This window comes from Lentzea sp. DG1S-22 (assembly GCF_036321065.1).
Lineage (GTDB): Bacteria > Actinomycetota > Actinomycetes > Mycobacteriales > Pseudonocardiaceae > Lentzea > Lentzea jiangxiensis.
This window is the reverse complement of record NZ_CP143276.1, coordinates 2929005-2953367: the sequence shown is the minus strand read 5'-3', so window position 1 is coordinate 2953367 and position 24363 is coordinate 2929005. Positions and strand designations below refer to the sequence as shown.

Sequence of the window (24363 nt, the reverse complement as noted above, 5' to 3'; positions counted from 1 at the left end):
GTCGGCGTCCGATGAGGGGAGGGGTCCGCGTGCGAGTGCTCGCCGTGGTGCTGTTGTTGCTGCTCTCTGCCACGCCCGCGCACGCCGCCGCGGGCACGTACCTGCGGCTCGGGCACTTCTCGATGGACCAGGCCCGCGTCGACGCCTCACTCGACGGTGTCGAGCTCGGCACCCTCGACTACGCCGACCTCTACGACTACCGCCGGGTCGAACCGGGCGAGCACGTCGTCGAATTCCGCGCGGCCGGCTCCGATCCCGGCAGCCCGGTGCTGCGGTCGGTGCTCGTGCAGGCCGGGACGGGCAAGGCGTACACGGTCGTCGACATCGCGTCGTCGATGAAGGTGCTGGAGGACGACGTCAGCCTGCCGCCGAACGGGCAGGCGCGGCTGCGCGTGATCAACGCGGGCGATGCCGAGATGGACCTCCTGCGCGGCAGCGTGTTCGTGCACCGGGGTGTGCAGCCGACCTCGACCACCGGCTACGTCGTGATGCTGCCCGGCTCGGACGCCCTGCAGGTGCTCCCGCGCGGCAAGGACTCGACGAGGCTGGAGGCGACGCTGGAGAGCGGCGCCGTCTACTCGTTGCTGGTCAGCGCCCGGCGCATCGAGCTGCGCACGGACGCCGAGGGCGCGGAGGTCGTGCCCGGCGGCGGCCAGGAGACCGGCTTCGGAGGCATGGCGGGCGGCTGGGACTGGGTGACGGCGCTGGTCATCGCGCTCATCGTGGGCATCGCGATGCACTCGGCGCGCGGCAGGCTGTTCCGGTTCGGCTGATGGCCAGGGGCAAGCTCCTCATGGGGGCGGCGGTGCTGGTCACGCTGATCTACGTGGTCAAAGGGCCCGGCGGGGACGAGGTGCCGGAGCCCGTCACGGTCCGGATCCCGTCGATCGGCGTCGAGACGTCCCTCGAAGCGCTGGACGTCGACTCCTCCGGGGCGCTGCAGCCGCCGACGCGCGCGGACAGGGCCGGGTGGTACGCCAAGGGCGTCGCGCCGGGGGACGCCGGGCCCGCGATGATCTCCGGCCACATCGACTCGAAGACCGGACCCGGCGTGTTCTTCCGGCTGCCCGAGCTCGAGCCCGGCGCCGAGGTGCTGGTCGAACGCGAGGACGGCAGCAAGCTGACGTTCGTCGTGAACAACTCCTACTCGACGCAGAAGACGGCGTTCCCGACGGCCGTGGTCTACGGGCCGACGCCGTTGTCCGAACTGCGGCTCGTGACGTGCGGAGGCGAGTTCGACCGGGTCGCCGGCAGCTACCGCGACAACGTCATCGTGGAAGCGGTGCTGAAAGCCTGACCGTCTCGTCCGCCCACCGCGCGAGCAACGTGGCGTCGTGCGAGATCGCCAGCACCCCGGCGCCGGACTCCCGCTGGTAGGCGCGGATCACGCCGACCAGCGCGGCCGTCGTGGAGGCGTCCAGCATCGTCGTCATCTCGTCGCAGATCAGGTAGCGCGGCTTCAGCGCCAGCGCGCGGGCCAGGCAGGCGCGTTGCAACTGGCCGTCGCTGACCTCGTGCGGGCGGCGGTCCAGCAGGTCGCCGGTGAGCATGACCAGGTCGGCGAGCTCGGTGACGTCCCCGCCCCGCAACGGCTCCGCGATCGCCTGGCGCAGGGTGAAGCGCGGGTCGACCGAGAGCCGGGGCTGCTGGAACAGCACGCCGATCTTCGTGCGCTGGGTCGCCTTGAACCGGAAGCCGGTGACCGTCTCGCCGTCTATCTCCACGGTGCCCGAGAAGGGCTTGTGCAGCAACGCGAGCACTCGCGCCACAGTGGACTTGCCCGAACCGCTCGGGCCGGCGAGGCCGGTCGTCCGTCCCGGCTGGACGGTCAGGCTGACGTCGGTGACCACCGGGTCGCGGTAGCCGGCGGTGATGCCGGTGCCGGTCAGCACGGGCGGTGGCACGCGACGGCGTGCGGGTCGTCGGTGAGCACGGGGCGGTCCTCGCAGACGGCGGTGGCCTGCTCGCAGCGCGGGGCGAACGCGCAGCCCGCCGGCAGGTCGGTGAGCAGGGGCGGCTGGCCGGGAACGGGCAGGAAGTCCCGGTCGGGCAACGCGTTGGCGAGCCCGCGGGCGTAGGGGTGCCGGGAGTTGTCCAGCACCGCGTGGGCCGGGCCGACCTCGACGATCCGGCCCGCGTACATCACCGCGATCCGGTCGGCGACCCTGTGCGCCGCGGCGAGGTCGTGCGTGATCAGCAGGACGGAGTGCCCCTCGCCGACGAGCCTGCGGAACTCGTCGAGCAACCCGTCGACGAGGTCGCGGTCGAGCCCGGTGGTCGGTTCGTCCGCGATCAGCAGCGGCGGGTTGCCCACGAGCGCCAGGGCGTTCGCCACGCGCTGCGCCATGCCGCCGGACAGCTCGTGCGGGTAGCGGTCGAGGTGCTCGGGCAGCAGACCGGCGCGTTCGGCGGCCTTGCGCGCGTCGCCGCCGAGGACGCGGGCGGCTTCCTCGAGCTGCGAGCGGGCCGTGCGGACGGGCGTGAGGTGGCTCGCGGGGCTCTGCGGGATCAGCCCGATCCGCCGGCCGCGGATCGTGGTCGCGAGTTCGCGGTCGCTCGCCGCGAGCAGGTCGACGTCACCGAGCCGCGCGCTGCCGCTGGTCTCGGCGTTGCCGGGCAGGAACCCGAGCAGCGCCGACGCCAGCACCGTCTTGCCGCAGCCGCTCTCCCCGACCAGTGCCACGCACTCGCCGGGCCTGATCCGCAACGACACGTCGTTCACGGCCTCGACGGTCGCGCCCTTGAGCGCGAACCGCACCGACACCCGGTCGATCTCCAGGTTCACCACGTCAGCTCCGTGCGCCGCTTGGGGTTCAGCCGGTCCCGCCACACGCCGCTCGCCCCGGACACCGCGAGCGTCGTGATGATCAGCAGCAGGCCGGGCGCGAGCGACATCCACCAGCCGCCGGTCAGCAGCGACCGCTGGGCGTCGTTGATCATGTTGCCGATGCTGGCCGCGTGCGGCGGCAGGCCGAGGCCGAGGAACGACAGCGCCGTCTCGTGCCACACCGCGTGCGGCACCATCAGCGTCGTCGCGAGCAGGACCTGCGGTGCCACGTTCGGCAGCAGGTGCCGCGTGAGCACCTGCAGCCGCGAGGCTCCGCCGACGACCGCCGCGTCGATGAACGGCCGAGACCGCAGCGACAGCACCTCCGAGCGCACGATCCTCGCCGCGGTGAGCCAGTGGGTCAGGGCGATCGAGATGATCACGGCGGTGAGGCTCGGCCGCAGGACCGCGACGATCACGATGCCCAGCAGCAGGTGCGGCACCGAGGCGATCGCGTCGACCACGCGCATCAGGACCCGGTCGAACCAGCCGCCGACGGCACCGGCGAGCGCGCCGACCGCCGTGCCGACGACCGCGGAGATCACCGCGGCCACCAGCCCGACCGTCAGCGAGACCCTGAGCGCGTACACGCAACGCAGCAGCACGTCGCGGCCGAGCTCGTCGGTGCCGAACAGGTGCGCGGCGGACGGCGGCCGGTTGGCGACCGCGAGGTCGACGTACTGCTCGTTGAGCTCCACGACCAGCGGGACGACCAGGACGGTCAGCGCGACGAGCACGAGGATCACCGCCGAGGGCAGCAGCCGCCACTTCGGGGAGCGCGGCGGGCTCGCGGCGGTCAGGCGGCTGCGCGGGGCGGGACGCCAGGTCAGGTCAGCCATCGAGCGCCACCCTCGGGTCGGCGAGCGAGTACAGGACGTCGGCCAGCAGGTTGCCCAGCAGCACCACGCCCGTCGCCATCACGGTCAGCGCGCCCAGCAGCGCGAAGTCGACGTTCAGCGCCGCCTCGACGGTCGCCCGAGCGATGCCGGGCCACGAGAACACCGTCTCCACCAGCAACGCCCCCGTGATCAGCTCGGGCAGCCGGGCGCCGAGCAGCGTCAGGAACGGCAGCAGCGAGGTGCGCAGCGCGTGCCCCGACACCACCAGGTGGTCAGGGAGACCGCGAGCGCGAGCACCGATCACGTGGTCCTGCGTGAACGACTCGAGGAGGTTCTGCCGCACGAACAGCACGAACCACGGCGCCTGCGAGATCGCCAGCACCGCCACCGGCAGCACCATGTGGACCGCGACCCCGCCGGCGGACACCGGTTCGGACCCGGACGTCACGCCACCACCGGGCAGCCACCGCAGCTGCAGCGCGAACACGTACAGCACCGCGAGCCCCACCCAGAACACCGGCGCCGCCTCCAGGGCGTAGCAGCCGCCCGTGATCAGCCGGTCGAGCCACGAGCCCTGCCGCCACGCCGCGAACGTGCCCAGCAGCAGCCCGAGCAGCAGGGCCAGCGCGAAGCCGACCGACACGAGCAGCACCGTCCACCCGAGACGGTCGCCGATGACCTCGGACACGGGCTGCTGCAACGACAGCGAGTCGCCGAGGTCGCCCGTGACGGCGTGCCGCAGCCAGGCCCAGTACTGCGCGACGACCGGTTCGTCGACGCCCCAGTTCTCCCGCAGCTGGGCCACGCGTTCGGGCGAGGCGCCGATGATCCGCACGCCGAAGTAGCGCTCGACCGGGTCGAACGGGGAGGCCTTGGCCAGCACGAACAGCGCGAAGCTGACCACGAGCAGCACGGGGACCGCGAAGGCCAGCCGCCGCAGTGCCAGCCGGCCGATGGACCTGGTCACGACTTCGGCGTCCAGCGCTCGAGGTTCCACCACACCGCGTGCACGAGGCCGTGGTCGTGCGGCTCGACCTGGGTCTCCTGGCCGTTCCACCGGTCGCGGATGACGTACGTGTGGTCGAGGAACACCAGGAACGCCCAGGCCGGGTCGGCGGAGTAGGCCTTCTGGAACTCGTCGTAGGCCTTTTTGCGGGCCGCGGGGTCGAGGCTGCGGCGGGCGGTGTCCAGGGCGGTGTCCACAGTGGAGTTGCGGTACAGCGTCATGTTGACGTAGCCGTCCTGGCCCGCGTACTTGCTGTGCAGCAACGTGTACGCGGCCGTGTCCGGGTCGTACGGGTCACCGCCGCCCCACACCGACGCCGCTTCCTTGCGGCGCTGAAGCATGACGTCGAACGTCGTCGCCTCGACGGGCGCGTCGATGCCGAGCTTCGCGATGTCGGAGGCCGTGGCGAGCGCCAGCTCCTTGCGCAGCACGTCCGCGGCGGGGTAGAGCACGGGCAGCTTCGCGGGCTGGCCGTCCTTGGCGCGCTTGCCGTCCGCGCCCTTGCGCCAGCCCGCCTCGTCGAGCAGCTCCTCCGCCTCCGCCACGTCGTACGGGAACGCGGAACCCTCGTCGTACCAGTCCGTCAGGTACGGGGAGATCGGCGTGGACGCGGGTTTGCCGGAGCCCGCCAGCACCGCGTCGATCATGGCCTGGCGGTTGATGCCGAGGTTGATCGCCCGCCGGACCTGCGGGGAGGAGGTGAACGGCAGCTCGGACGGGATGCCGAGGCCGCGGTAGTCCGCCGACGGGTTCCGCACGACCTTGTACCCGGACCGGTCGCGGTAGGTCTGCGCGAGCTTCGGGGGCAGCACCGTGCCGTCGAACTCGCCGGCGGCCATGCGGGTCGCGCGGGCGTTGTCGTCGGCCACGAAGACGACGGTGACGGTCTTGATCGCCGGTGCGCCGCCCCAGTACTTCTCGTTGGCCTTCAACACCATCCGGTCGCCCTTGCGCCACTCGGCGACGGTGTACGGGCCGCTGCCGACCGGGGCGGTGTTGAACGGCGCGCTGTTGATGTCGGTGCCGGAGAGCTTCGCGGCGGGCACGATGCCGAGCGTGAGCTGCTGGGCGAACGGCGCGTAGGCGTACGACAGCGTGAACTCGACCGTGCTGTCGTCGGTCGCCACCACGTCGGCCAGCGCGTCGAAGCGCGTGGCGATCGTGGAGTTCACCTTCTTGTCCAGCACGGACTTGTAGGTGAACACGACGTCCTGCGCGGTCACGGGCGTGCCGTCGGAGAACGTGACGTCCTTGCGCAGCTTCGCCGTCCACGACAGGCCGTCCGCCGACGCCTTCGGGAGCTCCGCGGCCAGCGCGGGCCTCAGCGCCAGCGAGGCGTCGCGCGCGACGAGGCCGTCGAAGATCTTCGCGGCGCCGTCCGGGGCGTAGCCGAGCACGGGGTTGAGGTTTTCGGGTTCGCTGCCCGCGCCGATGACGATCGACGTCGCCGGTGCGGTGGTGGAGCCGTCGGGTGACGTGCACCCCGCCAGCAGAACGAGGGCCAGCAGAGCCGCGCGCCGCATCCAGTTCCTCCCCAGTTGGCCGTGTTGCCTGGTGCAGCTAACAGCAATGATGTTGCAATAGGCAAGATCTGGCATCAGTGCGCTCGAGCAGAACTCATGCCAGCATCGAGTCATGACCAACGGAGTGCACAGCCACGAGCACAGCCACGGTGACACGACTCACTCGCATCCCCACGGGGAGCACACGCACGAGCACGTCGAACACGAGCACACCCACACGCACGGCGGCGAGACGCACTCACACACGCACGTGCACGACGCCGGACACGTCGAGGAGCACGAGCACTCGCACTAATGCGACTCGCGAGCGACGTCGCTGCCGCTGGAGCCGACCAGGAAGTCGAGGTCGGCTCCGGTGTCGGCGCCCAGGACGTGGTCCACGTACAGGCGTTCCCAGCCGCGCTTCGGTGACGCGAACGCCCTGGCCATCGCCTCGCTCGGGGTGCGCCGCGCGAAGTCCGGCGCCTCCACGTCGATCCGCCGGTTCGCCACGTCGAGCACGATGACGTCTCCCGTCCGGACCAGTCCGAGCGGCCCGCCCGCCGCCGCCTCCGGCGCCACGTGGAGGACGACCGTGCCGTAGGCCGTGCCGCTCATGCGCCCGTCGCAGATCCGCACCATGTCCCGCACGCCCTGCTCCAGCAGCTTCTTCGGCAGCGGCATGTTCGACACCTCGGGCATGCCCGGGTAGCCGCGCGGGCCGCAGCCCCGCAGCACCAGCACGGAGTCCGCGTCCACGTCGAGGTCCGGGTCGTCGACGCGGGCGTGGAAGTCCTCGATGCTGTCGAACACCACGGCCCTGCCGCGGTGCTGCAACAGGTGCGCCGACGCGGCCGCCGGTTTGATCAGAGCTCCTGATGGCGCCAAGTTGCCTCTCAGCACCGCGATCCCGCCCTCGGCGATGATCGGCTCCGCGCGGCTCCTGATCACCTGCGGGTCCCAGATCGGCGCGTCGCCGAGGTGCTCGACGAGCGGCCGGCCCGTGACCGTGAGCGCCGCGGGGTCGAGCAGGTCGCGCACCTCCCGCAGCACGGCCGGGAGCCCGCCCGCGCGGTGGAAGTCCTCCATCAGGAACCGGCCCGCCGGCTGGAGGTCCACGAGGAGCGGCACGCCCGAGCCGACGCGGTCGAAGTCGTCGAGCGTGAGATCGATGCCGAGGCGCCCGGCGATGGCGAGCAGGTGCACCACGGCGTTCGTGGACCCGCCGATCGCGGCCAGCGCCACGATCGCGTTGTGGAAGCTGGCTTTCGTGAGGAACGTGCTGGGCCTGCGGTCCTGCTCGACCAGTTCGACGACGAGGCGTCCGGTGGCGTGCGAGGCCTCGAGGAGCCTGCTGTCCGCCGCCGGGGTGCCCGCGACACCGGGAACGACGGTGCCCAGCGCTTCCGCGACCAGTGCCATCGTCGACGCCGTGCCCATCGTGTTGCAGTGGCCGCGGCTGCGGATCATCGCCGACTCCGAGCGCGCGAACTGCTCCTGCGACAGCGTGCCCGCGCGCACCTCCTCGGACAGCCGCCAGACGTCCGTGCCGCACCCGAGCGGGACGCCGCGGAACGTGCCGGTCAGCATCGGCCCGCCGGGAACGACGACCGCCGGGAGGTCGACGGACGCGGCGGCCATCAGCAGCGCCGGGATCGTCTTGTCGCACCCGCCGAGCAGCACCACGCCGTCGACCGGGTTGGCGCGCAGCATCTCCTCGGCGGCCATCGCGGCCATGTTGCGCCACAGCATCGCGGTGGGGCGCACGTTGGTCTCGCCGAGTGACACCACGGGCAGGTCGAGCGGGATGCCGCCGGCCTCGTACACGCCGTGGGAGACGGACTTCGCGACCTCGTCCAGGTGCGCGTTGCACGGGGTGAGGTCGGAGGCGGTGTTGGCGATCGCGATCTGCGGCCGGCGGAACGCGTCGTCCGGGGTGCCGCGGCGCATCCAGGCGCGGTGGATGTAGGCGTTGCGGTCTTCCCCGGCGTACCAGTGCTCGCTGCGAAGTCCCACTGCGCCTCCTCGCGGTCCCTCCCGACCATAACGGGGGAGGAAGGGCTCAGGCACCACCGTCGCGCAGCGAGTGGACCATGCTCCGCAGCGCCCGGAACGCCGCCGACCGCTCGGCTTCCGCCATCCCGGACAGCATCCGCACCTCGACGGCCCGGACCGCCGCGGACGCCTTGTCGAGCTTCCGCCGGCCGCGGGGCGTGAGCCGGGTGGGGAGGACCTTGCCGACGGGCGCCTCCGCGGGCCTGGTCACGTCGCCGTCCCGCTCCAGGGCCTGCAGCAGCACGTTCATCGACTGCCGCGTCACGAACGCGCGCCGCGCCAGTTCGGAGTTGGACAGGCCCGGCCGCTGGGCCAGCAGTTCGAGGCAGGAGTAGTGCGTCACGGTCATCCCGAGCGGCCGCAGCACCTTCTCCATCTCCGCCCGCAGGACGCTCGACGCCTCCTTGAGCAGGTACCCGAGCGACGTGTCCAGGTCGACACCGGCGTCGTCTTGACTCATGTCAGGATTCTGACATAGCTTCTCCTGTGTCAGAAAACTGACACACATGGAGGAGACACCATGCCCGTCACCGGTCCCGACTTCCTCTCGCTGCAGGCGCGCGACCTCGACGCCTCGCGGGCGTTCTACGAGCACTACCTGGGTCTCGTCCGCTCGCCGGCCGGACCTCCGCACGCGGTGGTCTTCGAGACGAAGCCGATCGCGTTCGCCCTGCGCGACGTCGTCCCCGGCACGGACCTCGCCTCGGCCTCCCGGCCCGGGATCGGCGCCGCGATCTGGCTGCACGCCACGGACGTCCAGGAAATCCACGACGCTCTGGCCGCCGACGGCCACGCCATCGTCTCGGCGCCGGTCGACGGCCCCTTCGGCCGGACGTTCACCTTCGCCGACCCCGACGGCTACCACGTCACGCTGCACGACCGCGCCTGATCGGCGCGCGGCTACATCGGCAGGTCGGGCGGGAGCTGCAGCGCGATGGTGATCAGCGAGTGCACGCGGTTCGCGATCACCGCCAGCAGGCCGTGCATCTCCGGGGACGCCGCGTCGGCCGCCTCCTGGAGCGTGCGCAGGTCCGTGTCGATCTGCCCGAGCACCGCCGCGGTGTCGGCGGGACCGGCGGCGAACGCGCGGGCGATGTCCTCCAGGGGTAGCCCGTGGACCTCCAGGCGCTGGACGAGGTGGATGCGGTCCACGTCGTCGGCGCGGTAGAGGCGGTAGTTGCTCGCGGTCCGCTGAGCGGGGCTGATCAGGCCCAGCGTCGTGTAGTAGTCGACCGTGCGGATGCTCACGCCGGCGCGGGCGGCGAGCTCTCCGATCTTCAGCAACGATTCGGACAAAGCGGTCACCTCCCTCAGTCAACCGTACAGTCCTACGTGTTACTGTCGAAGTATGCCTGAAGGAGCCGGTGCGGACGGCTGCAGTGCGTGCGCGGGTGCTCTTTTCTGATCGCATCCGGCTTGCTCCCATCGTGGTTCTCACGGTGGCCACGGGATTTTCGCCGCGCAGGAGTTCGCCTGCACGGCGGTCTGCCGCGGCCGTCTGCGGCAGCTGACCGGAGACGGCTCGAGTCCCTGCCGTCCGCGCGGTCGCCGACCAAGACCGGAAAGGACCCGTTGATGGAGTGGATGACGAGCCCGGAGCTGTGGGTCGCCTTCGCGACGCTGCTGCTGCTCGAAATCGTTCTGGGCATCGACAACGTCATCTTCATCTCGATCCTGGCCGGGCGCCTGCCGGAGGAGCAGCGGCGCAAGGCCCAGGTCGTGGGCCTCTCGCTGGCCCTGGTGACGCGCCTGGTCCTGCTCGCGTCGCTGGCGTGGGTGATCGGCCTGACGGCCCCGCTGTTCACGATCTGGGGCCAGGAGATATCGGGACGTGACCTGATCCTGCTGCTGGGCGGGCTGTTCCTGCTCGGCAAGGCCACCTTCGAGATCCACGAGCAGCTCGAGGGCGCCGACCACGCGAAGGAGCGCAAGGTCGTCTCGTTCGCCGGCGTGATCGCCCAGATCCTGGTGCTCGACATCGTCTTCTCGCTCGACTCGGTCATCACCGCGGTCGGCATGGTCGACGAGCTCGGCATCATGATCGCGGCCGTCGTCGTCGCGATGGTGGTGATGCTGTTCTCCGCCAAGGCCATCTCGGAGTTCGTGAACCGCCACCCGACGGTCAAGATGCTCGCCCTGTCGTTCCTGCTGCTGATCGGCGGCAGCCTCATCGCCGAGGGCTTCGACCAGCACATCCCGAAGGGGTACGTGTACGGGCCGATCGCGTTCTCGGTGTTCGTGGAGTTCCTGAACCTGCGCATGCGCGCACGGCGCAACTCCAAGCCCGTGGAGCTGCACGGGGCATACGTGAAGAACGATTGACGTTTGCGCGCCTTCCACCGGGGTAACCGCGCTCTGCGTCAAACAGTCGGCGCTGTTGCCCCGGTGAGCGGAGGGTGGTGGCGACGTGATGGCGCAAGTGCTCGACTACGCGCTGAGGGTCACGCGGGAACTCGGACTGAGCGGCGAGTCCTCCTGCATCGATCGGGAGAAGCCCCTGCGCGTGTACATCGCCGTGGACGGCAGCCTCCCCGACCACCCCGGCAGTGACGTCGCCCTGCTGTGGACCGAGGGACACGGGTGGGCGATCGCCGTCGAGGACGGTGCCGAACTGGTCGTGGTGGCCCATCTCGCCGGAGCGGTGGAGCCGCCACCGCGGACGGTGGCCCGGTGGGTGAGGCGCCAGTTCTCCACAAGCCGCTCGCCCGTCTCCGTGACCCGCACCGGACACGTGGCCTGACAGACGAAAAGATCCGCCCCCATCCCGTGACACGGGGGTGGGGGCGGATCTCCTTCCGCCGGTTCGGCTAGACGGTGACCGGCTCCTGCCGGTCCTCCTTCTCGATCTCGTCGAGCGCCGTGCCCTCGACGTCGAGCTCCGGCAACCACCGCAGCCACTTCGGCAGCCACCAGGCGCGCTCACCGATCAGGGCCAGCGCGGCCGGCACGAGCACCATGCGAACCACGAACGCGTCCACGAAGATGCCCACCGCCAGGGCGAAGGCGATCGACTTCACGGTCGGCTCGCCCGCCGGGACGAAGCCAGCGAACACCGAGAACATGATCAGCGCCGCGGCCACGACGACCGGGGCCGCCTGGCGGAAGCCCGTGGTGATGGCCTCGATCGGCTTGGCGCCGCGGTGGTGCGCCTCGTGCATCCGGGACACCAGGAAGATCTGGTAGTCCATGGCGAGCCCGAACAGGATGCCGATCACGAGGATCGGCGTGAGGCTGATCAGCGGGCCGGTGCCGTCGAGGTTGACCGCGTCGGCGAGCCAGCCCCACTGGAACACCGCGACCGTCGCGCCGAGCGAGGAGCCGATGGTGAGCAGGAAGCCGAGCACACCGACGACCGGCACCAGCAGCGAGCGGAACACGAGGACCAGCAGCACGAGCGCGAGGCCCACGACGACCGCGAGGTAGATCGGCAGCGCGCGGTCCAGGGACGTGGCCACGTCGACGCTCACCGCGGTGGCGCCGGTGACGTAGGCCTTGCCGCCGTCGAGGTCGGACAGTTCGGCGCGCAGGCCGGCGACGAGCCGCTCGGTCTCCGTGCTGTCCGGGCCGGACTTCGGGATGACCGTGACCATCGCGGACCCGCCGTCCTGGCTCGGCTGCGGGGGCGTCACGAGAGCGACGTCGGACAGCTTCGAGATCGGCTCGGCCGCCTTGCCGGCGATGGCGGCGGCGCCGTCACCCTCGACCAGGACGATGATCGGGCCGTTGAAGCCCTCGCCGAAGCCCTTCGCGAGGATCTGGTCGGCGCGCTCCTGCGTGGAGCCGGCCGGCGCCTTCTGGATCAGCGTGGTGTCCATGGACGCCACGGGGATCGAGACGATGCCGAGCGCCACGACCGAGAGCAGCAGCGCGACGAGGCGGTTGCGGGTGATCGCACCGGCCCAGCCGGTGATGACGCCGCGGTCCCTGGGCTCGGTGCTCTCGGCGCCGCGCTCCTTGCGGGTCAGCACGCGGCGACCGAGCAGGCTCAGCACCGCGGGGACCAGCGTGATGGCGATCAGCACGGCGACGACGATCGTGGCCGCGGCCGAGACGCCCATCTGCGTGAGGAACGGGATGCCCGCGATCGCGAGGCCCACCAGCGCGATCACGACGGTCAGACCGGCGGTGACGACGGCCGAACCGGCGGTGCCCACCGCGGTCGCGACGGCGTGGCCGACGTCCGAGCCGCGGCGCAGCTCCTGGCGGAAGCGGTTGATGATGAACAACGCGTAGTCGATGCCGACCGCGAGGCCCAGCATCGAGGCGAGGATCGGCGTGGTCGACTGCAGGTCCATGAACCCGGTAGCGATCGTGATGCCGAGCGTGCCGATGCCGACGCCGATGCCCGCGCTCAGCAGGTTCATGCCCGCGGTCACGAGCGAGCCGTAGGTCAGCGCGAGCACGACGAGCGCCAGCACGACACCGATGGCCTCGGCCGGGCCTCCGACGTGCGGCGTCTCCTGCATCGCGGTGCCGCCGACCTCGACGGTCAACCCGGCCGCGCGGGCCTTGTCGACGGCCTTGAGCAGGTCGGCGCGCTGCGCGTCGGTGACCTCGCCGGGCTTCACGTCGTAGGTGACGGTGCTGTAGCCGACGTCGAGGTCCTTGTTGACGCTCGGCGCGGCCGGGTCGAGCGGGTTCGTCGCCGACCGCACGCCCTGCAGCGCGGACTCGTCCGCCACCAGGTCGGTGATCGTCTTGACGTGCTGCGGCAGCTTCTGCCCGGCGGGGGCCTGCAGGACGACCCGCGCCGACGCGCTCTCGCCCGTGCCGAACTTCTCCTGGATCCGCTCGAGCGCGGTCGTCGACTCCTGGCCGGGGATGGACATCGAGTTGGACGTCTCGCCGCCGAGCGTGAAGGCCCCCACCCCGGAGCCGATCAGCACGAGGAGCCAGATCAGGACGACCGGAAGGCGGTGCCGGTGCGCACCCCTACCCAGTCTGTAGAGCAGTTTCGCCATGGTGGTCAGGCCTCCCGGTGCCCGAGTGCGTCATAACAGGTAGCGAGGATCAAGGGGCGCCACAGCGTCTTGTCACCCTCCTGGTTGGCCAGGAGGGTGAGCACCGCCATGGCGCTGAGCGCGCCGACGATCCGGATGGCGCGCGGCAGTTCGGTGGCCGGGTCGATGACGAACATCTCGTTGAGGAGCAGCTCGTCCTGCGCCTGCTGGGGGTCCTCACCGGGCGCCGTCATCGACCGGAACAGCAGCGAGACCATGCCCGGCCGGTCGAGCGCGTAGTCGGTCAGCAGCTCGACCGACCGGCGCTCGCGAGCGGGTCCCGCCGGCAGGTCCGAGACCAGCTCGAGGACGTGCCGGCAGATCACGCGGCTCTGCTCCCACGCCGCTTCGAAGAGAGCTTCCTTGCTCGGGAAGTGGTGCAGCAGGCCGGCCTTGGACAGGCCGACGGCGTCGGCGAGGGCCTTCACGGAGGTCTGCTCGAAGCCGTGCCGCGCGAAGAGCGCGGCGGCGGCGTCGAGGATCCTCTCGTCGACCCCGGTCCTGGGCTGTCGTGGCATGCCCTCGACTTTACGGCGTTCACCGACCGATTCGGTAGGTAAACCGACCGAAGTGGTCGGTGGCGTTCGTCACCATAACGGGTGAGTGATGCCCGCTGCGTGGTGACTGACCGTGCCAGCGGGGTGGGCGTGGTGAGCGCGGCTGCGAGAATGGCCGGATGTTCGTCTTCGACGCGGAGCTGTGGCTCTGGGACGCCCGCCGCATGGACACCTGGACGTTCGTGACGCTGCCCGAGGACGTCTCGGACCAGATCCGCGACATCGCCACGCCGGGTGCCGGGTTCGGCTCGGTCAAGGTGCGGGTGGGCGTCGGCGCCAGCACCTGGTCCACGTCGGTGTTCCCGGACAAGCGGTCGGGGTGCTACGTGCTGCCGATCAAGGCGGCCGTGCGCAAGAAGAACGGCATCAGCCCCGGGGACGTCGTCGAGGTGACGGTCGAGGTCGTCTAGCGGGTCCAGTCGATGTCGGCGTAGATGGCGGCGTGGTCGCTCGCGGCGTGCACCTCGTCGGTCAGGGTTTCGTAGACCTCCCAGCGGTTTCGCGTCCGCGGGCCGCGCCACACGCCCTTGCGGAACACGCCGCCGCCCACCGCTTTCGCGAACAGGGGACGGGTGAGCAGGACGTAGTCGATCTTGCCGCGTTCGTTCACGCCCCGGTACGTGCCGCGGCGGTGGTCCCAGTCGAAGTCGTCGTGCTCGCTGATGTCGCGCAGGCCCGTGCGCTGGAAGAGCGGGCGCAGCGCCTCGCTGTCCGCGGTGTCGTTGAGGTCGCCGACGACGGCGATGTGCTCGTGGCCCTCGTCGCGCAGGCGGTTCACGATGCGGGCGATGCGGACGGCCTGGCGGAAGCGGCGGCGGGCGCCGATCGGGTCGCCGGGGGCGCCGTACCCCTTGGACTTCAGGTGGTTCACCAGCACGACGACCTCGGGACCCGCGGGCGTGCGGACGTGGTACTCGGCGCAGTCGCGGGAGAAGACCACGCCCGAGTTGTCCCGCGCGTACACGTGCGTGCGGATCGTGATGACCTGGTGGGCGTCACGCGTCAGCAGGCCGACGTTGATGCCGCGTTCGTCGTTGCCGTCGATCAGGTGGACCTCCTCGTAGGGGGTCCAGCCGACGCTCTTGAGCATCGAGGCGGAGAACATGTGCAGCAGCTCGCGCGACTCGGCCTCGACCACACCGAGGACGTGGGCGCCGACGTCGCGCATCACCTGCGCGGTGTGGCGGGTGGCGAGCTCGCTGATCGGTTCGGTGGTGAGCTCGACCCAGCCGACCCAGGACTCGCGACCGCTTGCCACCACTGACGTTTCGCCGGTGCGGTGGCGCGCGAGGAAACGGCCGCGGATGCGCCGCAGGACCGCGTACCGGCTCCTGTCACCTCGCAGCAGCTGCAGGGTCGCCAGGTGTTCCTTGAGCTCTTCCTTGACTTCGGGCGTGTAGGTCTCGGCGGCGATGAGTTCGTTGAATCGGGCGTGGGCGGCCAGAACCGGGGCCGCGTGCTCGGTCGCGTTGCGGCCCATCACCTTGGGGCGCTCGAACATGTTCTCCACGTTGAACGACCCGATGCGGGTGGTGCTCACGGTTTCAGGGTTGCAGGTGGAGGAACGGAGACGCCCTGGTCCGCTCGGGTGATCTTTGGTTGTGCCGGTGGTGGAGGGCCCGGCCTGACGGAGACCCGCGAGGCCGAGCCGCTGCACGAGGCCCAACGACGCACCTCGGCCGCGCGGGCCCCGGCGGCCACGGTGGACGCACCCGGCAGCGGACCTGGACGCGGCTCAGCCGGCGGCCGCTCTCCACCAGCTCGCCGGTGAACGAGTCGAGCACCCGCGCGAAGTCGCGGTGGTCCGGCTCGTCCCAGTCGCGCAGCTGGTCGAGCAGCCAGCACCGCCACGCCCGGACGAGCCGGGTGAACACGTCGGAGCCCAGGTCGGTGAAGCGGTAGCCGTCGTCGCCGAACGCCAGGTGCCCGGACCGCACGAGCGCCCGCGCGGTCGGTTCGAAGATGCCGCCGGGCACCCCGGTCAGCTCGGCGATCTCGGCGAGCGTGGCCACCCCGTCGTCCGCCGACGCCTCGTAGACGCGGCCGAGCAGCCACGCCTGTTCCAGCGGCAGGTCGACGCCGGACCGCCGCGGCACGGCCGGGCCGGGGTCGTCCTCGGACTTCACGACCACCGCGGAGACCAGCTTGCGCAGCTCGTCGCAGGAGTTCGACGGCGGTGGGGCGAAGCTCTCGCCCACCCCGCTGTTGCCGGACGCGGCGGCGCGGGAGGTGTCGCGCAGCTGCACCTGCGGCAGGAAGAACGCGACAGCCAGCGCGACGAGCCCGATCGGGGCGGCGAGGAGGAACATCGTGTGCACGGTCTCGGCGTACCCGGCGACGACCGGCGCCTTCACGGCGTCCGGCAGAGCGTGTACCGCGGCCGGGCCGGCGATCGCGCGCGGGTCGACGCCCGGCGGGGCCACGAGGTGGTGCGGCAGCTGGTTCGCGTAGATCGCGACGCCGAACGAGCTGCCCATCGTGCGCAGGAAGCTGATGCCGGACGTGGCGACGCCGAGGTCGGTGTGGTTCGTGGTGCTCTGCACGACGATCACGCGCACCTGCATCACCAGGCCGATGCCCGCGCCGAGCACCACCATGAACGCGCCCATCACCCAGTAGCTGGTCGACGCGTCCAGCAGGGACAGCAGGAACAACCCGATCGTGAGCCCGGCCGAGCCGAGCAGCGGGAAGACCCGGTACCTGCCCGTGCGGCTGATCGTGCTGCCGGTCGGCAGCGCCGTCGCCATCAGGCCGGCGATGAGCGGCAGCATCCACAGCCCGGACGCCGTGGCCGACTCGCCGCGCACGTACTGCAGGTAGATCGGCAGGTAGGTGGTGCCGCCGAGCATCGCGAAGCCGACGACGAAGCTCAGGACGCCGACACCGTGAACACCCTGCTGCGGAACAACCTCATCGGCAGCATCGGCTCGGCCGCGCGCTGCTCGACGAACACGAACGCGACCAGCAGCACCACCGACCCGGCCGCCATCCACAGGATCGTCGGCGACGTCCACGGGTACTCGGTGCCGCCCCAGCTCGTGACCAGCGTCAGCCCGGTCGCCGCGAGGGAGATCAGCGCGATGCCCGCGTAGTCGATCCTCGGCCTGCCCGCGGTCCTGGTCGCGGGCAGCGCGGCGATCGCGACCGCCACGACGGCGACGCCTAGGGCGGATGTTGACGTAGAACGCCCACCGCCAGCCCAGGTGGTCGACGAACAGCCCGCCGAGCAACGGCCCGGCCACCGTCGCGATGGAGGAACACGGGTGGGGGCCGGGGCGTTCGGCGCGAACAGGTCGTCGGTCCGCAGGCGGTCTAGGCTCGGACGGACCAGCTCGAGGAGGCCCTCTTGATCTTCATCACCGCCAAGTTCCGCGTTCTGCCGGAGCACGCCGAGGCCTGGCCGGACCTCAGCAGGAGCTTCACCGAGGCCACCCGCGCCGAGCCCGGCTGCCTGTGGTTCGACTGGTCGCGCAGCCTCGACGACCCCGACGAGTACGTGCTGGTCGAGGCGTTCCGCGACGGCGACGCCGGTGGCGCGCACGTGCGGTCGGAGCACTTCAGGACCGCCCAGGAGGAACTGCCGCGGTACCTCGCCGAGACGCCGCGCATCGTGAGCCAGGTCGTCGAGCAGGACGACTGGTCGGAGCTCGGCGAGATGCGGGTTGCGCCACGCGGGTGAGCCCGGCCCGGATCGTGTGGCGCACGGGAGTTCCCCCGCTGAGGATGGCCGGATGGACGCCTTCGTGGAGTTGTCCGCCGAGCTGACCGGGTTCTCGGTGGAGGAGCTGAGGTCGACCGGACTGGTCGAGCAGTACCGCGCGCTGGCCGACGGCGCGTCCGAGGCCGAGGTCATCCAGCTCTGGTACACCGGGGTCTGGCGTGGGGCGGTCCCGGCCGAACGCGCCTACGCCGAAGGCCTGGCGTGGAAGGCCCTCGGGGTCGCGCCGCCGGGCACGGCGGGGCCCGGTTTCGGCAGCTGGGAGCGCAGACCGCGAAGAAGCGCCCGGTGAGGGCCGTGGTCGTCGGCGCGGGGTTCGCCGGCTCGCTCGTCGCCAAGGTGCTGGGGGACAACGGGTTCCGCGTGCTCGTCCTGGAGGCGGGCGCGGAACCGAACGACGACGCGGTCAGCCGCTTCCGCACGGCGCTCGTCAAGTCGCCGCTCACGCCCTACCGCACGACCGCCGCCGCCCCGTCCAGCGACTACCTGGTCACCACCGGCCCGCACTCGCTCGCGAGCCCCTACCTGCGCATGAACGGTGGCACGGGCACCCTCTGGATCGGCATCACACCCCGGATGCGTCCCGACGACTTCCGCACCGGCGACCTCGGCCGGGGCCGCAACTGGCCGCTGTCCTACGCGGACCTGGAACCGCACTACCGCGCGGCGGAGTGGGAGATCGGCATCGCGGCCGACGCGGACGAGCAGCGGCAGCACGTTCCCGTCGCCGACGGCTACCGCTACCCGATGCACGCGCTGCCCCGCACGTTCCTCGACCACGCCATAGCGTCCGTTGTGGACGGACGGCGGATCGACGGCCACGAGCTCCTGGTCGTGGGCACACCTCAGGCGCGCAACGGTGTCCCGGTCGACGGCTACCGTCCGGACGGACGGCTCTGCGCGGGTTTCGCGAGCTGCGTGCCGGTCTGCCCGGAGGGCGCCAAGTACACACCCCACCGCACGCAGAAGCGGTGGTCCGCCACCGTCGAGCTGCGCACCCGCTGCGTGGTGAACCGCCTGCACGCCGACGAGTCCGGCCGCATCACCGAGGTCGCCTACCAGCGCTACGAGGACGACACCTCCGGCAGGCACACGCGGCACATGGTGCAAGCGGACGTCGTGGTCCTCGCCGCGCACGCCGTCGAGAACGCCAAGCTGCTGCTCATGTCCGGGCTCGCGAACAGCAGCGGGCAGGTGGGTCGCAACCTCATGGGGCACCCGGTACTGCTGACGTGGGGGCTGATGCCCCACCCGATCGGCCCGTTCCGCGGCCCGGGCTCGACGACCGGCATCGAGACCTTCCGGTCGGGCCCCGAGCGCCGCGCACGGGCGCCGTTCCGCATCGAGATCGGCAACTGGGGCTGGGGCTGGTCGGCGGGCAGCCCCGGCTCGGACACCGCCGAGCTCGTCGCCGCCGGTCTGCGCGGGACCGAGTTGAGGAAGGCGGTCGCGGAGCGGGTCGGCAGGCAGTTCACGCTGCAGATCGAGGTCGAGCAGGAGGCGGACCCCGCCAACCGCGTCACCCTCGCGGACGAGCGCGACGCCCTGGGCAACCCGCGCCCGTCCGTCCACTACGCACTGTCGGACTACGTCAAGGACGGCCTGCTCGCCGCGAGGAGGGTGTCGGAGCAGCTGTTCGAGATGCTGGGCGCGGAGGACTTCACGGCGTACGAACCGGGCGACGGGCACTACTTCGAACACGACGGTCGGCCGCTCCGCTACTGGGGCGCCGGGCACAGCGGCGGTACGCACGTGATGGGCACGTCACCGCGCGACTCCGTCGTGGACGAGTGGCAGCGCTGCTGGGACCACCCGAACCTGTACGCGGTCGGGTGCGGGAGCATGCCTTCGCTCGGCACGTCGAACCCGTCGCTCACGATGGCGGCGCTGGCTCTGCGCACCGCCGGGCACCTCGTGTCGGGCAGGCGCTGAAGGAGTTCCGCGCGAAGATGTCGAAAGCTCCGTGACGTCGATCGACGCAGGGGTGGCGGCGGACGTCGCCGCCAGTCGACATCGAGGAGAGACCATGCGGTTCATGCTCACGCACCGAGTCATGGAGGACGACCCGGCCTCCTGGGAGCCGAACAGCGAGCTCGTCGAGCGGATGAACGCGTTCGTCGGGAAGCTCGGCGCGAACGGCGTCCTGCTCGGCGCCGAGGGGGTGCACAGGACCGGGGCGGTGGTGCGCAGGCGCGGTGCGGCGGTCAGGGCGACGGACGGGCCGTTCGCCGAGGCCAAGGAGGTCGTCGGCGGCTTCCTGCTGATCGCCGCGAAGGACCTCGCGGAGGCCACGGCCGTCGCCGAGGAGTACATCACCTGCTTCGCGGGCGTCGAGGAGATGTCGGTCGAGGTCCGGCAGGTCGCCGAGGCCGAGGACGTCGAGCCCTACCAGGCCAGGTAGTCCCGGGCAGGGCCGCACGTCCCCTCCACGGCGACGTGCGGCCCCATCGGGGAGGAACTCGGTGGGCGAGAACGGCAGGCAGCCGGGCGATCCCGAACCGGGGGTGCGGCCGTGATCAGCGCGATGAACGCACCCGTTCCGCCGCACCGGATGGGGCTCGACGGCGCCGCTCACGACGCCGCCGTCGCCCTGCACGAACGTGCTCTCGCGTGGTGCGGACTTCTAGTTCGCCGCTCCGCCGGCCGCGAGCCTCATCAGGTCGGAGTCGAGGTCGATCGTCAGCTCGGTGCCGCCCGCGCTGCCGAACTCGTGCTGGTAGCTGCCCCAGGACTCCTCGCGCACGGTCTTCTCGAACCCGGCGGCCATGAGCGCCACGAGTTCGAGGGCCGCGCGGTCGATGCGCTTGTTCAGGCCGTTGTCCTGCCAGTCCTCGGTGGAGGCGAAGAGCGACGTCGGCACGACGACGGTCCGCAGGTAGGCGAACAGGCCGCGCATCTGGTCGTCGACCACGAGCGCGTGCCGGGCGGTGCCGGCGGTCGCGGCGAGCACGACCGGCTTCGCGATCAGCAGGTCGTTGTCGAGGAGCTGGAAGAACGAGGTGAACAACCCGCTGGCGCCCGCCTTGTAGACCGGCGTGCTCGCGACGACGCCGTCCGCGTGCTGCAGGGCGGAGATCGCCTTCTGCAGCTTCGGCCCGACGTGGTTCGACACCAGGGCGTTCGCGATCTCGGAGGCGAGCTCGCGCAGCTCGACGACGCTCGTGGCGACGGTCTGCCCGCGCTTGCCGGCGAGGGCGGTGACCCGCCCGGCGACGCGGTCGGCGAGCAGGCGGGTGGACGACGGGTCGCTGGTACCCGCGGAGACGACCACCAGCTGGAAGTTCTGGCTCATTGCTCCTCGTTCTGGCTGAGCTTGCCGGTGATGGCGGCGAGCTGGTCGAGTTCTTCCGGCGTCAGCACGCTCAGGGCGCGCGTGACGCTGCGTGCGTGCGGCCGGCCGATCGCCCGCTGGGTGTCCCGGCCGGCCGGGGTGAGCGACAGGCGCACACCCCGGCGGTCGCCGGGGTCGGGGCAGCGCCGCACCAGACCCCGCTCGACCAGGCGGTCGACCATGCGGGACAGGGCCGGCTGGCTCAGCAGCACGTGCCGGTTCAGCTCACTCATCCTGAGCGGACCGTCGCACTTGGACAGCTGGTACAGCACGTCGTACTCCCGCATGGTCAACTCGCCCCAGACGTCCTCCGCGTTGAACTGCTTCATCAACACGGCGTACGCCCGCATCAGCGACTCCCACGCCTCGTTGGCACGGGTCACCGTTCGTCCTGGTACGGCGAGCCACCCGTGACGTTGTCACCCCGGTTGGCGTTCGGCCTGGGCTGACGCGCGGGCTTGTCGCCGTACTTCTCCTTCAGGCGACCGGCGTGCGTCGGCGGCTTGGCGGTCTCCGGGTCCTGGCGCGACTCCATCTCCTTGCGCAGCACCGGGACGACCTCCTCGCCGAGCAGGTCGAGCTGGTTCAGCACGGTCTTGAGCGGCAGGCCCGCGTGGTCCATCAGGAACATCTGGCGCTGGTAGTCGCCGAAGTGCTCGCGGAAGGTCAGCGTCTTGTCGATGACCTCCTGCGGGCTGCCGACCGACAGCGGCGTCTGCTCCATGAAGTCCTCCATCCGCGGCCCGTGGCCGTAGACGGGGGCCTCGTTGAAGTACGGGCGGAACTCGGTGATCGCGTCCTGCGACCGCTTGGCGATGTACGCCTGGCCGCCGAGGCCGACGATGGCCTGCTTCTCCGTGCCGTGGCCGTAGTGCGCGTACCGCTGGCGGTAGAACTTGATCAACCGCATGTAGTGCTCTTTCGGCCAGAAGATGTTGTTCGCGAAGAAGCCGTCGCCGTAGTAGGCGGCCTGCTCCGCGATCTCCGGCGTGCGGATCGACCCGTGCCACACGAACGGCGGCAGGTCGTCGAGCGGCCGCGGCGTGGAGGTGAAGCCCTGCAGCGGGGTGCGGAACTTGCCCTCCCAGTCCACGACGTCCTCGCGCCACAACCGGTGCAGCAGGTTGTAGTTCTCGAGCGCGAGCGGCAGGCTCTGCCGGATGTCCTGGCCGAACCACGGGTAGACCGGCGCGGTGTTGCCGCGGCCCAGCATCAGGTCCATGCGGCCCTTCGCCAGGTGCTGCAGCATCGCGTACTCCTCCGCGATGCGCACCGGGTCGTTGGTGGTGATCAGCGTCGTCGCGGTGCTGACGATCAGCTTGCGGGTCTTCGCCGCGATGTGGCTCAGCAACGTCGTGGGCGCGGACGAGAAGAAGGGCGGGTTGTGGTGCTCGCCGATGGCGAACACGTCGAGACCGACCTCCTCGGCCTTCTCCGCGATCTGCACGATCGCGTCGATGCGCTCGGCCTCGCTGGGGGTCTCGCCGCTCACCGGGTCCCTGGTGATGTCGCTCACCGAGAAGATTCCGAACTGCACGGTCCCCGCCTCCTTCGTCCTTCGAGATTAATGCGTTTGCATCTACCTTAACGCCTGGGCGCCCGATCCATTCCCGATACCCTGATCACATGTCGCTGGCCGTGGGGGACGCCGGCTTCGGCTACGGCCCGGTTCCCCTCTTCGCAGGTCTGTCGTTCAGCGTGGCACCCGGTGAGGCCGTCGCCGTCGTGGGCGCGAACGGCGCCGGCAAGTCGACGCTGCTGCGGTGCCTGGCCGGGGCCGAGGTGCTCGACTCCGGGAGCGTGCTGATCGGCGGCGCGGCCCTGGACGAGTCGTCAGCCGCGTTCCGGACCGCCGTCGCGTCCCTGCTCGACGACGCCGACCACTTCCCGGACCTGTCCGTCGTCGAGCACCTGCGGCTGCTGGCCTCGCTGCACTCCTCGCCCTTCGACGTGCTGGCGCTGCTGGAGGAGGTCGGTCTGGCCGCGGTGGCCGACCAGCTGCCGCCTGCGCTCTCGTCGGGACAGCGGCACCGGCTCGGCCTGGCCTCCTGCTTCGTCCGACCGCGGTCGGTGCTGGTGCTCGACGAACCGGAGCAGCGCCTCGACGCGTCCGGTCGCGCCTGGTTGCGCTCCCGGCTGCTGGCCGAGAAGGCCGCCGGGGTGGCGGTGGTCTTCGCGTCGCACGACCAGGAGCTGGTGGAGGCGGTGGCGTGCCGGACCGTGGTGCTGTGACGGCGGTCCGGCGCCGGTTGCGAGCGCCGGTGCCGTGGCGTGTCAGGGTCGTCCGCGCCTACCCGCTGCTGGTCAACGTCTCGATCACCGGCCTCGTCGGAGCCGGGTGGGCTTCCGCCGGCCTCTCCGGGGCGGGGCGGCCGGGAAGCGCGTGGGCCGCGCTCTGGTTGTCGGTGCTGGCCGCTGCCGTGCTGCTGAAGGTGCTGCTCGCGGTCGGGCCGGTGTTCGCCGGAGCCGACCGGCTGTTCTGGGTGTTCAGCTCTCCGGTGCCGCGCGGGGAACTGCTGCGGCCCCGGTTGGCCTGGCTGCTCGCGGGCGGCGCCGCGGCAGGCGCCGTGTGGCCCGCGGTGGTGTCCGGCGTGGTGGGTACCGTCCTCCCGCCGTTCGTCGCCGTGGGGATCGGGGCTGCCGCCGGGGTGGCGGTGGTGGCTGTCGCCGTGGTGCTGCAGCGCGTGCGGGTTCGTCCGCAGAGGTGGTTGAGCGTGCTGGCCGGCGTCGCGGTGCCGGCGTTGTTCGTGTCACCGGACTGGGACGTCCGGGAGCCCGCGTCCGGCGTGGTCGCGGTCGCGTGGGCGGTGGCGGTCACCTTCGCGGGCGTCGCTCTCGAGTCGGTGCGCCACCTGCGGCGGTCCGATCTCGCGGCGGGCGCGGCCCTCGCCGGGGTCGCGCGGGTCTCGGTGAGCTGGTTCGACCTCGCCCTGCTCGGCGCGATCCTCGCCGAACGCCGTGCGCGCGCCCTCGGCCGCGTGAAGTCCGCGCGGTTGCGGGGTTCTCGTCTCGTGGTGCTGGTCTGGAGTGACGTCCTGCGCCTGCGCCGCAGCCCGAACGCCCTGCTGGTCTGGGCGGCCCTGCTCCCCGTCCCCGCACTCGTGGCACTGGGCGGCGAGGTCGAGGTCGTCGCGGGCGTCCACCTCGTCGCCGCGTTCCTCGCCACCGACCGGCTCGCCGCGGGCCTGAAGTCCGTGTGCCGCTCACCCGCGCTGCGCCGCGCCCTGGGCCTGCCGGACCGGACGCTGCGCCTGGCGCACCTCGCGTTCCCCGCGGCCGGTGCCGTGCTGTGGTGCGCGGTGACGACCGCGATCACCCCGCACGTGACCGTGCTCAACGGAGTCGTCTCGGCGGTGGGCGCGGTCGCGGCCGCATATCGGATCGCTACGCGGCCGCCGGTCGACTACGGTGCCGCGATCGTGAGCGTCGGGTTCTACGGGCCGGCACCGCTGGGGCTGGTCGTGCAGCTGAGTCGTGGCCCGGCGCTGCTGGCCGTGCTCGCGGTGGCGCAGACGGCGTTGTGAGGCA

29 protein-coding genes are annotated in these 24363 nt (G+C 71.4%); 13 read left to right on the top strand and 16 right to left on the bottom strand.

Features of this window, described 5'->3' with window-relative positions:
• Positions 1-29: 29 nt before the first annotated feature.
• Both V1227_RS12735 and V1227_RS12730 read left to right on the top strand, forming a co-directional pair.
• The gene (locus V1227_RS12735) at positions 30-773 is read left to right on the top strand and encodes a DUF4397 domain-containing protein (protein ID WP_329792719.1); all 744 of its coding nucleotides are present in this window, start codon (positions 30-32) and stop codon (positions 771-773) included.
• Positions 773-1297 carry a class F sortase gene (locus tag V1227_RS12730; protein WP_329792718.1) on the top strand — a complete coding sequence of 175 codons (525 nt, stop codon included), beginning with the start codon at positions 773-775 and terminating at the stop codon, positions 1295-1297. Before V1227_RS12735 ends, V1227_RS12730 begins: the two co-directional genes overlap by 1 nt.
• Here V1227_RS12730 and V1227_RS12725 read toward each other — a convergent pair.
• Genes V1227_RS12725 through V1227_RS12705 form a run of 5 tightly spaced genes read right to left on the bottom strand, consistent with a single transcriptional unit; the run spans position 1269 to position 6195 of the window.
• On the bottom strand, positions 1269-1904 hold the full coding sequence (locus tag V1227_RS12725) for an ABC transporter ATP-binding protein (protein ID WP_245733703.1): 636 nt from the start codon (positions 1902-1904) through the stop codon (positions 1269-1271). The genes V1227_RS12730 and V1227_RS12725 overlap by 29 nt on opposite strands.
• Positions 1886-2788 carry an ABC transporter ATP-binding protein gene (locus V1227_RS12720; protein ID WP_329792717.1) on the bottom strand — a complete coding sequence of 301 codons (903 nt, stop codon included), beginning with the start codon at positions 2786-2788 and terminating at the stop codon, positions 1886-1888. Before V1227_RS12720 ends, V1227_RS12725 begins: the two co-directional genes overlap by 19 nt.
• Positions 2782-3666 carry an ABC transporter permease gene (locus V1227_RS12715; protein WP_329792716.1) on the bottom strand — a complete coding sequence of 295 codons (885 nt, stop codon included), beginning with the start codon at positions 3664-3666 and terminating at the stop codon, positions 2782-2784. Before V1227_RS12715 ends, V1227_RS12720 begins: the two co-directional genes overlap by 7 nt.
• Positions 3659-4633 carry an ABC transporter permease gene (locus V1227_RS12710; protein ID WP_329792715.1) on the bottom strand — a complete coding sequence of 325 codons (975 nt, stop codon included), beginning with the start codon at positions 4631-4633 and terminating at the stop codon, positions 3659-3661. Before V1227_RS12710 ends, V1227_RS12715 begins: the two co-directional genes overlap by 8 nt.
• A complete protein-coding gene (locus V1227_RS12705; RefSeq protein ID WP_329792714.1) occupies positions 4630-6195 on the bottom strand; it encodes an ABC transporter substrate-binding protein in 1566 nt (521 codons plus the stop codon). The genes V1227_RS12710 and V1227_RS12705 overlap by 4 nt, the downstream gene beginning before the upstream one ends.
• A gap of 112 nt (positions 6196-6307) precedes the next feature.
• Here V1227_RS12705 and V1227_RS12700 point away from each other — a divergent pair, with 112 nt between their 5' ends.
• Entirely contained in the window at positions 6308-6490 is a 183-nt protein-coding gene (locus V1227_RS12700) for a zinc transporter Slc39a7 (protein ID WP_329792713.1), read from the top strand.
• Here V1227_RS12700 and V1227_RS12695 read toward each other — a convergent pair.
• Positions 6487-8190: an IlvD/Edd family dehydratase gene (locus tag V1227_RS12695; RefSeq protein WP_329792712.1), complete on the bottom strand. Its 1704-nt coding sequence runs from the start codon at positions 8188-8190 to the stop codon at positions 6487-6489. The two genes, V1227_RS12700 and V1227_RS12695, sit on opposite strands and share 4 nt — an antisense overlap.
• Positions 8191-8236: 46 nt before the next feature.
• Positions 8237-8689 carry a MarR family winged helix-turn-helix transcriptional regulator gene (locus V1227_RS12690; RefSeq protein ID WP_236224741.1) on the bottom strand — a complete coding sequence of 151 codons (453 nt, stop codon included), beginning with the start codon at positions 8687-8689 and terminating at the stop codon, positions 8237-8239.
• Between the two features lie 60 nt (positions 8690-8749).
• On the opposite strand from V1227_RS12690, the gene V1227_RS12685 reads away from it, so the two are divergent.
• Positions 8750-9118 (top strand): VOC family protein, encoded by a 369-nt coding sequence (locus tag V1227_RS12685; protein ID WP_329792711.1) that lies wholly within the window; start codon positions 8750-8752, stop codon positions 9116-9118.
• Positions 9119-9129: 11 nt separating this feature from the next.
• Here V1227_RS12685 and V1227_RS12680 read toward each other — a convergent pair whose 3' ends face one another.
• Entirely contained in the window at positions 9130-9534 is a 405-nt protein-coding gene (locus V1227_RS12680; RefSeq protein ID WP_236224743.1) for a MerR family transcriptional regulator, read from the bottom strand.
• Positions 9535-9804: 270 nt separating this feature from the next.
• Here V1227_RS12680 and V1227_RS12675 point away from each other — a divergent pair, with 270 nt between their 5' ends.
• Positions 9805-10551, top strand: coding sequence for a TerC family protein (locus tag V1227_RS12675; protein WP_329792710.1), 747 nt, complete (start codon positions 9805-9807; stop codon positions 10549-10551).
• 88 nt (positions 10552-10639) lie between these two features.
• Positions 10640-10969: a DUF6292 family protein gene (locus tag V1227_RS12670; RefSeq protein ID WP_329792709.1), complete on the top strand. Its 330-nt coding sequence runs from the start codon at positions 10640-10642 to the stop codon at positions 10967-10969.
• A 67-nt stretch (positions 10970-11036) separates the two neighbouring features.
• Here the strand turns inward: V1227_RS12670 and V1227_RS12665 are convergent, their stop codons facing one another.
• Both V1227_RS12665 and V1227_RS12660 read right to left on the bottom strand, forming a co-directional pair.
• Positions 11037-13190, bottom strand: a complete 2154-nt coding sequence (locus V1227_RS12665) for an MMPL family transporter (RefSeq protein ID WP_329792708.1) — start codon at positions 13188-13190, stop codon at positions 11037-11039.
• 5 nt (positions 13191-13195) lie between these two features.
• Positions 13196-13747, bottom strand: coding sequence for a TetR/AcrR family transcriptional regulator (locus V1227_RS12660; RefSeq protein ID WP_329792707.1), 552 nt, complete (start codon positions 13745-13747; stop codon positions 13196-13198).
• Between the two features lie 158 nt (positions 13748-13905).
• Between V1227_RS12660 and V1227_RS12655 the strand changes: the two genes are divergently transcribed.
• Positions 13906-14196: a DUF1905 domain-containing protein gene (locus V1227_RS12655; protein WP_329792706.1), complete on the top strand. Its 291-nt coding sequence runs from the start codon at positions 13906-13908 to the stop codon at positions 14194-14196.
• Here V1227_RS12655 and V1227_RS12650 read toward each other — a convergent pair.
• The 3 genes from V1227_RS12650 to V1227_RS12640 are packed head-to-tail and all read right to left on the bottom strand — an operon-like array spanning position 14193 to position 16937.
• Positions 14193-15326 carry an endonuclease/exonuclease/phosphatase family protein gene (locus V1227_RS12650; protein WP_329792705.1) on the bottom strand — a complete coding sequence of 378 codons (1134 nt, stop codon included), beginning with the start codon at positions 15324-15326 and terminating at the stop codon, positions 14193-14195. The two genes, V1227_RS12655 and V1227_RS12650, sit on opposite strands and share 4 nt — an antisense overlap.
• A 4-nt stretch (positions 15327-15330) precedes the next feature.
• Positions 15331-16635 carry a hypothetical protein gene (locus tag V1227_RS12645; RefSeq protein ID WP_329792704.1) on the bottom strand — a complete coding sequence of 435 codons (1305 nt, stop codon included), beginning with the start codon at positions 16633-16635 and terminating at the stop codon, positions 15331-15333.
• Positions 16636-16655: 20 nt separating this feature from the next.
• A complete protein-coding gene (locus V1227_RS12640) occupies positions 16656-16937 on the bottom strand; it encodes a hypothetical protein (RefSeq protein ID WP_329792703.1) in 282 nt (93 codons plus the stop codon).
• A 195-nt stretch (positions 16938-17132) separates the two neighbouring features.
• Between V1227_RS12640 and V1227_RS12635 the strand changes: the two genes are divergently transcribed.
• From V1227_RS12635 to V1227_RS12620, 4 genes are all read left to right on the top strand, one after another.
• Positions 17133-17465 carry a putative quinol monooxygenase gene (locus V1227_RS12635; protein WP_329792702.1) on the top strand — a complete coding sequence of 111 codons (333 nt, stop codon included), beginning with the start codon at positions 17133-17135 and terminating at the stop codon, positions 17463-17465.
• Between the two features lie 52 nt (positions 17466-17517).
• Positions 17518-17796, top strand: a complete 279-nt coding sequence (locus V1227_RS12630; protein WP_329792701.1) for a hypothetical protein — start codon at positions 17518-17520, stop codon at positions 17794-17796.
• Positions 17793-19436 (top strand): GMC family oxidoreductase, encoded by a 1644-nt coding sequence (locus V1227_RS12625; protein ID WP_329792700.1) that lies wholly within the window; start codon positions 17793-17795, stop codon positions 19434-19436. The genes V1227_RS12630 and V1227_RS12625 overlap by 4 nt, the downstream gene beginning before the upstream one ends.
• A 94-nt stretch (positions 19437-19530) precedes the next feature.
• The gene (locus V1227_RS12620; protein WP_329792699.1) at positions 19531-19905 is read left to right on the top strand and encodes a YciI family protein; all 375 of its coding nucleotides are present in this window, start codon (positions 19531-19533) and stop codon (positions 19903-19905) included.
• Positions 19906-20127: 222 nt separating this feature from the next.
• Here V1227_RS12620 and V1227_RS12615 read toward each other — a convergent pair whose 3' ends face one another.
• The 3 genes from V1227_RS12615 to V1227_RS12605 are packed head-to-tail and all read right to left on the bottom strand — an operon-like array spanning position 20128 to position 22372.
• Positions 20128-20796, bottom strand: a complete 669-nt coding sequence (locus tag V1227_RS12615; protein ID WP_329792698.1) for a CE1759 family FMN reductase — start codon at positions 20794-20796, stop codon at positions 20128-20130.
• Positions 20793-21218, bottom strand: coding sequence for a MarR family winged helix-turn-helix transcriptional regulator (locus V1227_RS12610; protein WP_329792697.1), 426 nt, complete (start codon positions 21216-21218; stop codon positions 20793-20795). The genes V1227_RS12615 and V1227_RS12610 overlap by 4 nt, the downstream gene beginning before the upstream one ends.
• Positions 21215-22372, bottom strand: coding sequence for an LLM class flavin-dependent oxidoreductase (locus V1227_RS12605; protein WP_329792696.1), 1158 nt, complete (start codon positions 22370-22372; stop codon positions 21215-21217). Before V1227_RS12605 ends, V1227_RS12610 begins: the two co-directional genes overlap by 4 nt.
• Positions 22373-22461: 89 nt before the next feature.
• On the opposite strand from V1227_RS12605, the gene V1227_RS12600 reads away from it, so the two are divergent.
• Together V1227_RS12600 and V1227_RS12595 are read left to right on the top strand one after the other, a co-directional pair.
• Complete coding sequence (locus V1227_RS12600; protein WP_329792695.1) at positions 22462-23067, top strand: ABC transporter ATP-binding protein; 606 nt, start codon at positions 22462-22464, stop codon at positions 23065-23067.
• The gene (locus V1227_RS12595) at positions 23064-24359 is read left to right on the top strand and encodes a DUF6297 family protein (RefSeq protein WP_329792694.1); all 1296 of its coding nucleotides are present in this window, start codon (positions 23064-23066) and stop codon (positions 24357-24359) included. Before V1227_RS12600 ends, V1227_RS12595 begins: the two co-directional genes overlap by 4 nt.
• Positions 24360-24363 lie beyond the last annotated feature (4 nt).

Bases quoted from the DNA above. Each gene is read 5' to 3' on its own strand.
- V1227_RS12730 (WP_329792718.1), top strand. From the start codon at position 773: ATGGCCAGGGGCAAGCTCCTCATGGGGGCGGCGGTGCTGGTCACGCTG.
- V1227_RS12715 (WP_329792716.1), bottom strand. From the start codon at position 3,666: ATGGCTGACCTGACCTGGCGTCCCGCCCCGCGCAGCCGCCTGACCGCC.
- V1227_RS12705 (WP_329792714.1), bottom strand. From the start codon at position 6,195: ATGCGGCGCGCGGCTCTGCTGGCCCTCGTTCTGCTGGCGGGGTGCACG.
- V1227_RS12700 (WP_329792713.1), top strand. From the start codon at position 6,308: ATGACCAACGGAGTGCACAGCCACGAGCACAGCCACGGTGACACGACT.
- V1227_RS12690 (WP_236224741.1), bottom strand. From the start codon at position 8,689: ATGAGTCAAGACGACGCCGGTGTCGACCTGGACACGTCGCTCGGGTAC.
- V1227_RS12685 (WP_329792711.1), top strand. From the start codon at position 8,750: ATGCCCGTCACCGGTCCCGACTTCCTCTCGCTGCAGGCGCGCGACCTC.
- V1227_RS12675 (WP_329792710.1), top strand. From the start codon at position 9,805: ATGGAGTGGATGACGAGCCCGGAGCTGTGGGTCGCCTTCGCGACGCTG.
- V1227_RS12670 (WP_329792709.1), top strand. From the start codon at position 10,640: ATGGCGCAAGTGCTCGACTACGCGCTGAGGGTCACGCGGGAACTCGGA.
- V1227_RS12665 (WP_329792708.1), bottom strand. From the start codon at position 13,190: ATGGCGAAACTGCTCTACAGACTGGGTAGGGGTGCGCACCGGCACCGC.
- V1227_RS12660 (WP_329792707.1), bottom strand. From the start codon at position 13,747: ATGCCACGACAGCCCAGGACCGGGGTCGACGAGAGGATCCTCGACGCC.
- V1227_RS12655 (WP_329792706.1), top strand. From the start codon at position 13,906: ATGTTCGTCTTCGACGCGGAGCTGTGGCTCTGGGACGCCCGCCGCATG.
- V1227_RS12645 (WP_329792704.1), bottom strand. From the start codon at position 16,635: ATGCTCGGCGGCACCACCTACCTGCCGATCTACCTGCAGTACGTGCGC.
- V1227_RS12630 (WP_329792701.1), top strand. From the start codon at position 17,518: ATGGACGCCTTCGTGGAGTTGTCCGCCGAGCTGACCGGGTTCTCGGTG.
- V1227_RS12620 (WP_329792699.1), top strand. From the start codon at position 19,531: ATGCGGTTCATGCTCACGCACCGAGTCATGGAGGACGACCCGGCCTCC.
- V1227_RS12615 (WP_329792698.1), bottom strand. From the start codon at position 20,796: ATGAGCCAGAACTTCCAGCTGGTGGTCGTCTCCGCGGGTACCAGCGAC.
- V1227_RS12600 (WP_329792695.1), top strand. From the start codon at position 22,462: ATGTCGCTGGCCGTGGGGGACGCCGGCTTCGGCTACGGCCCGGTTCCC.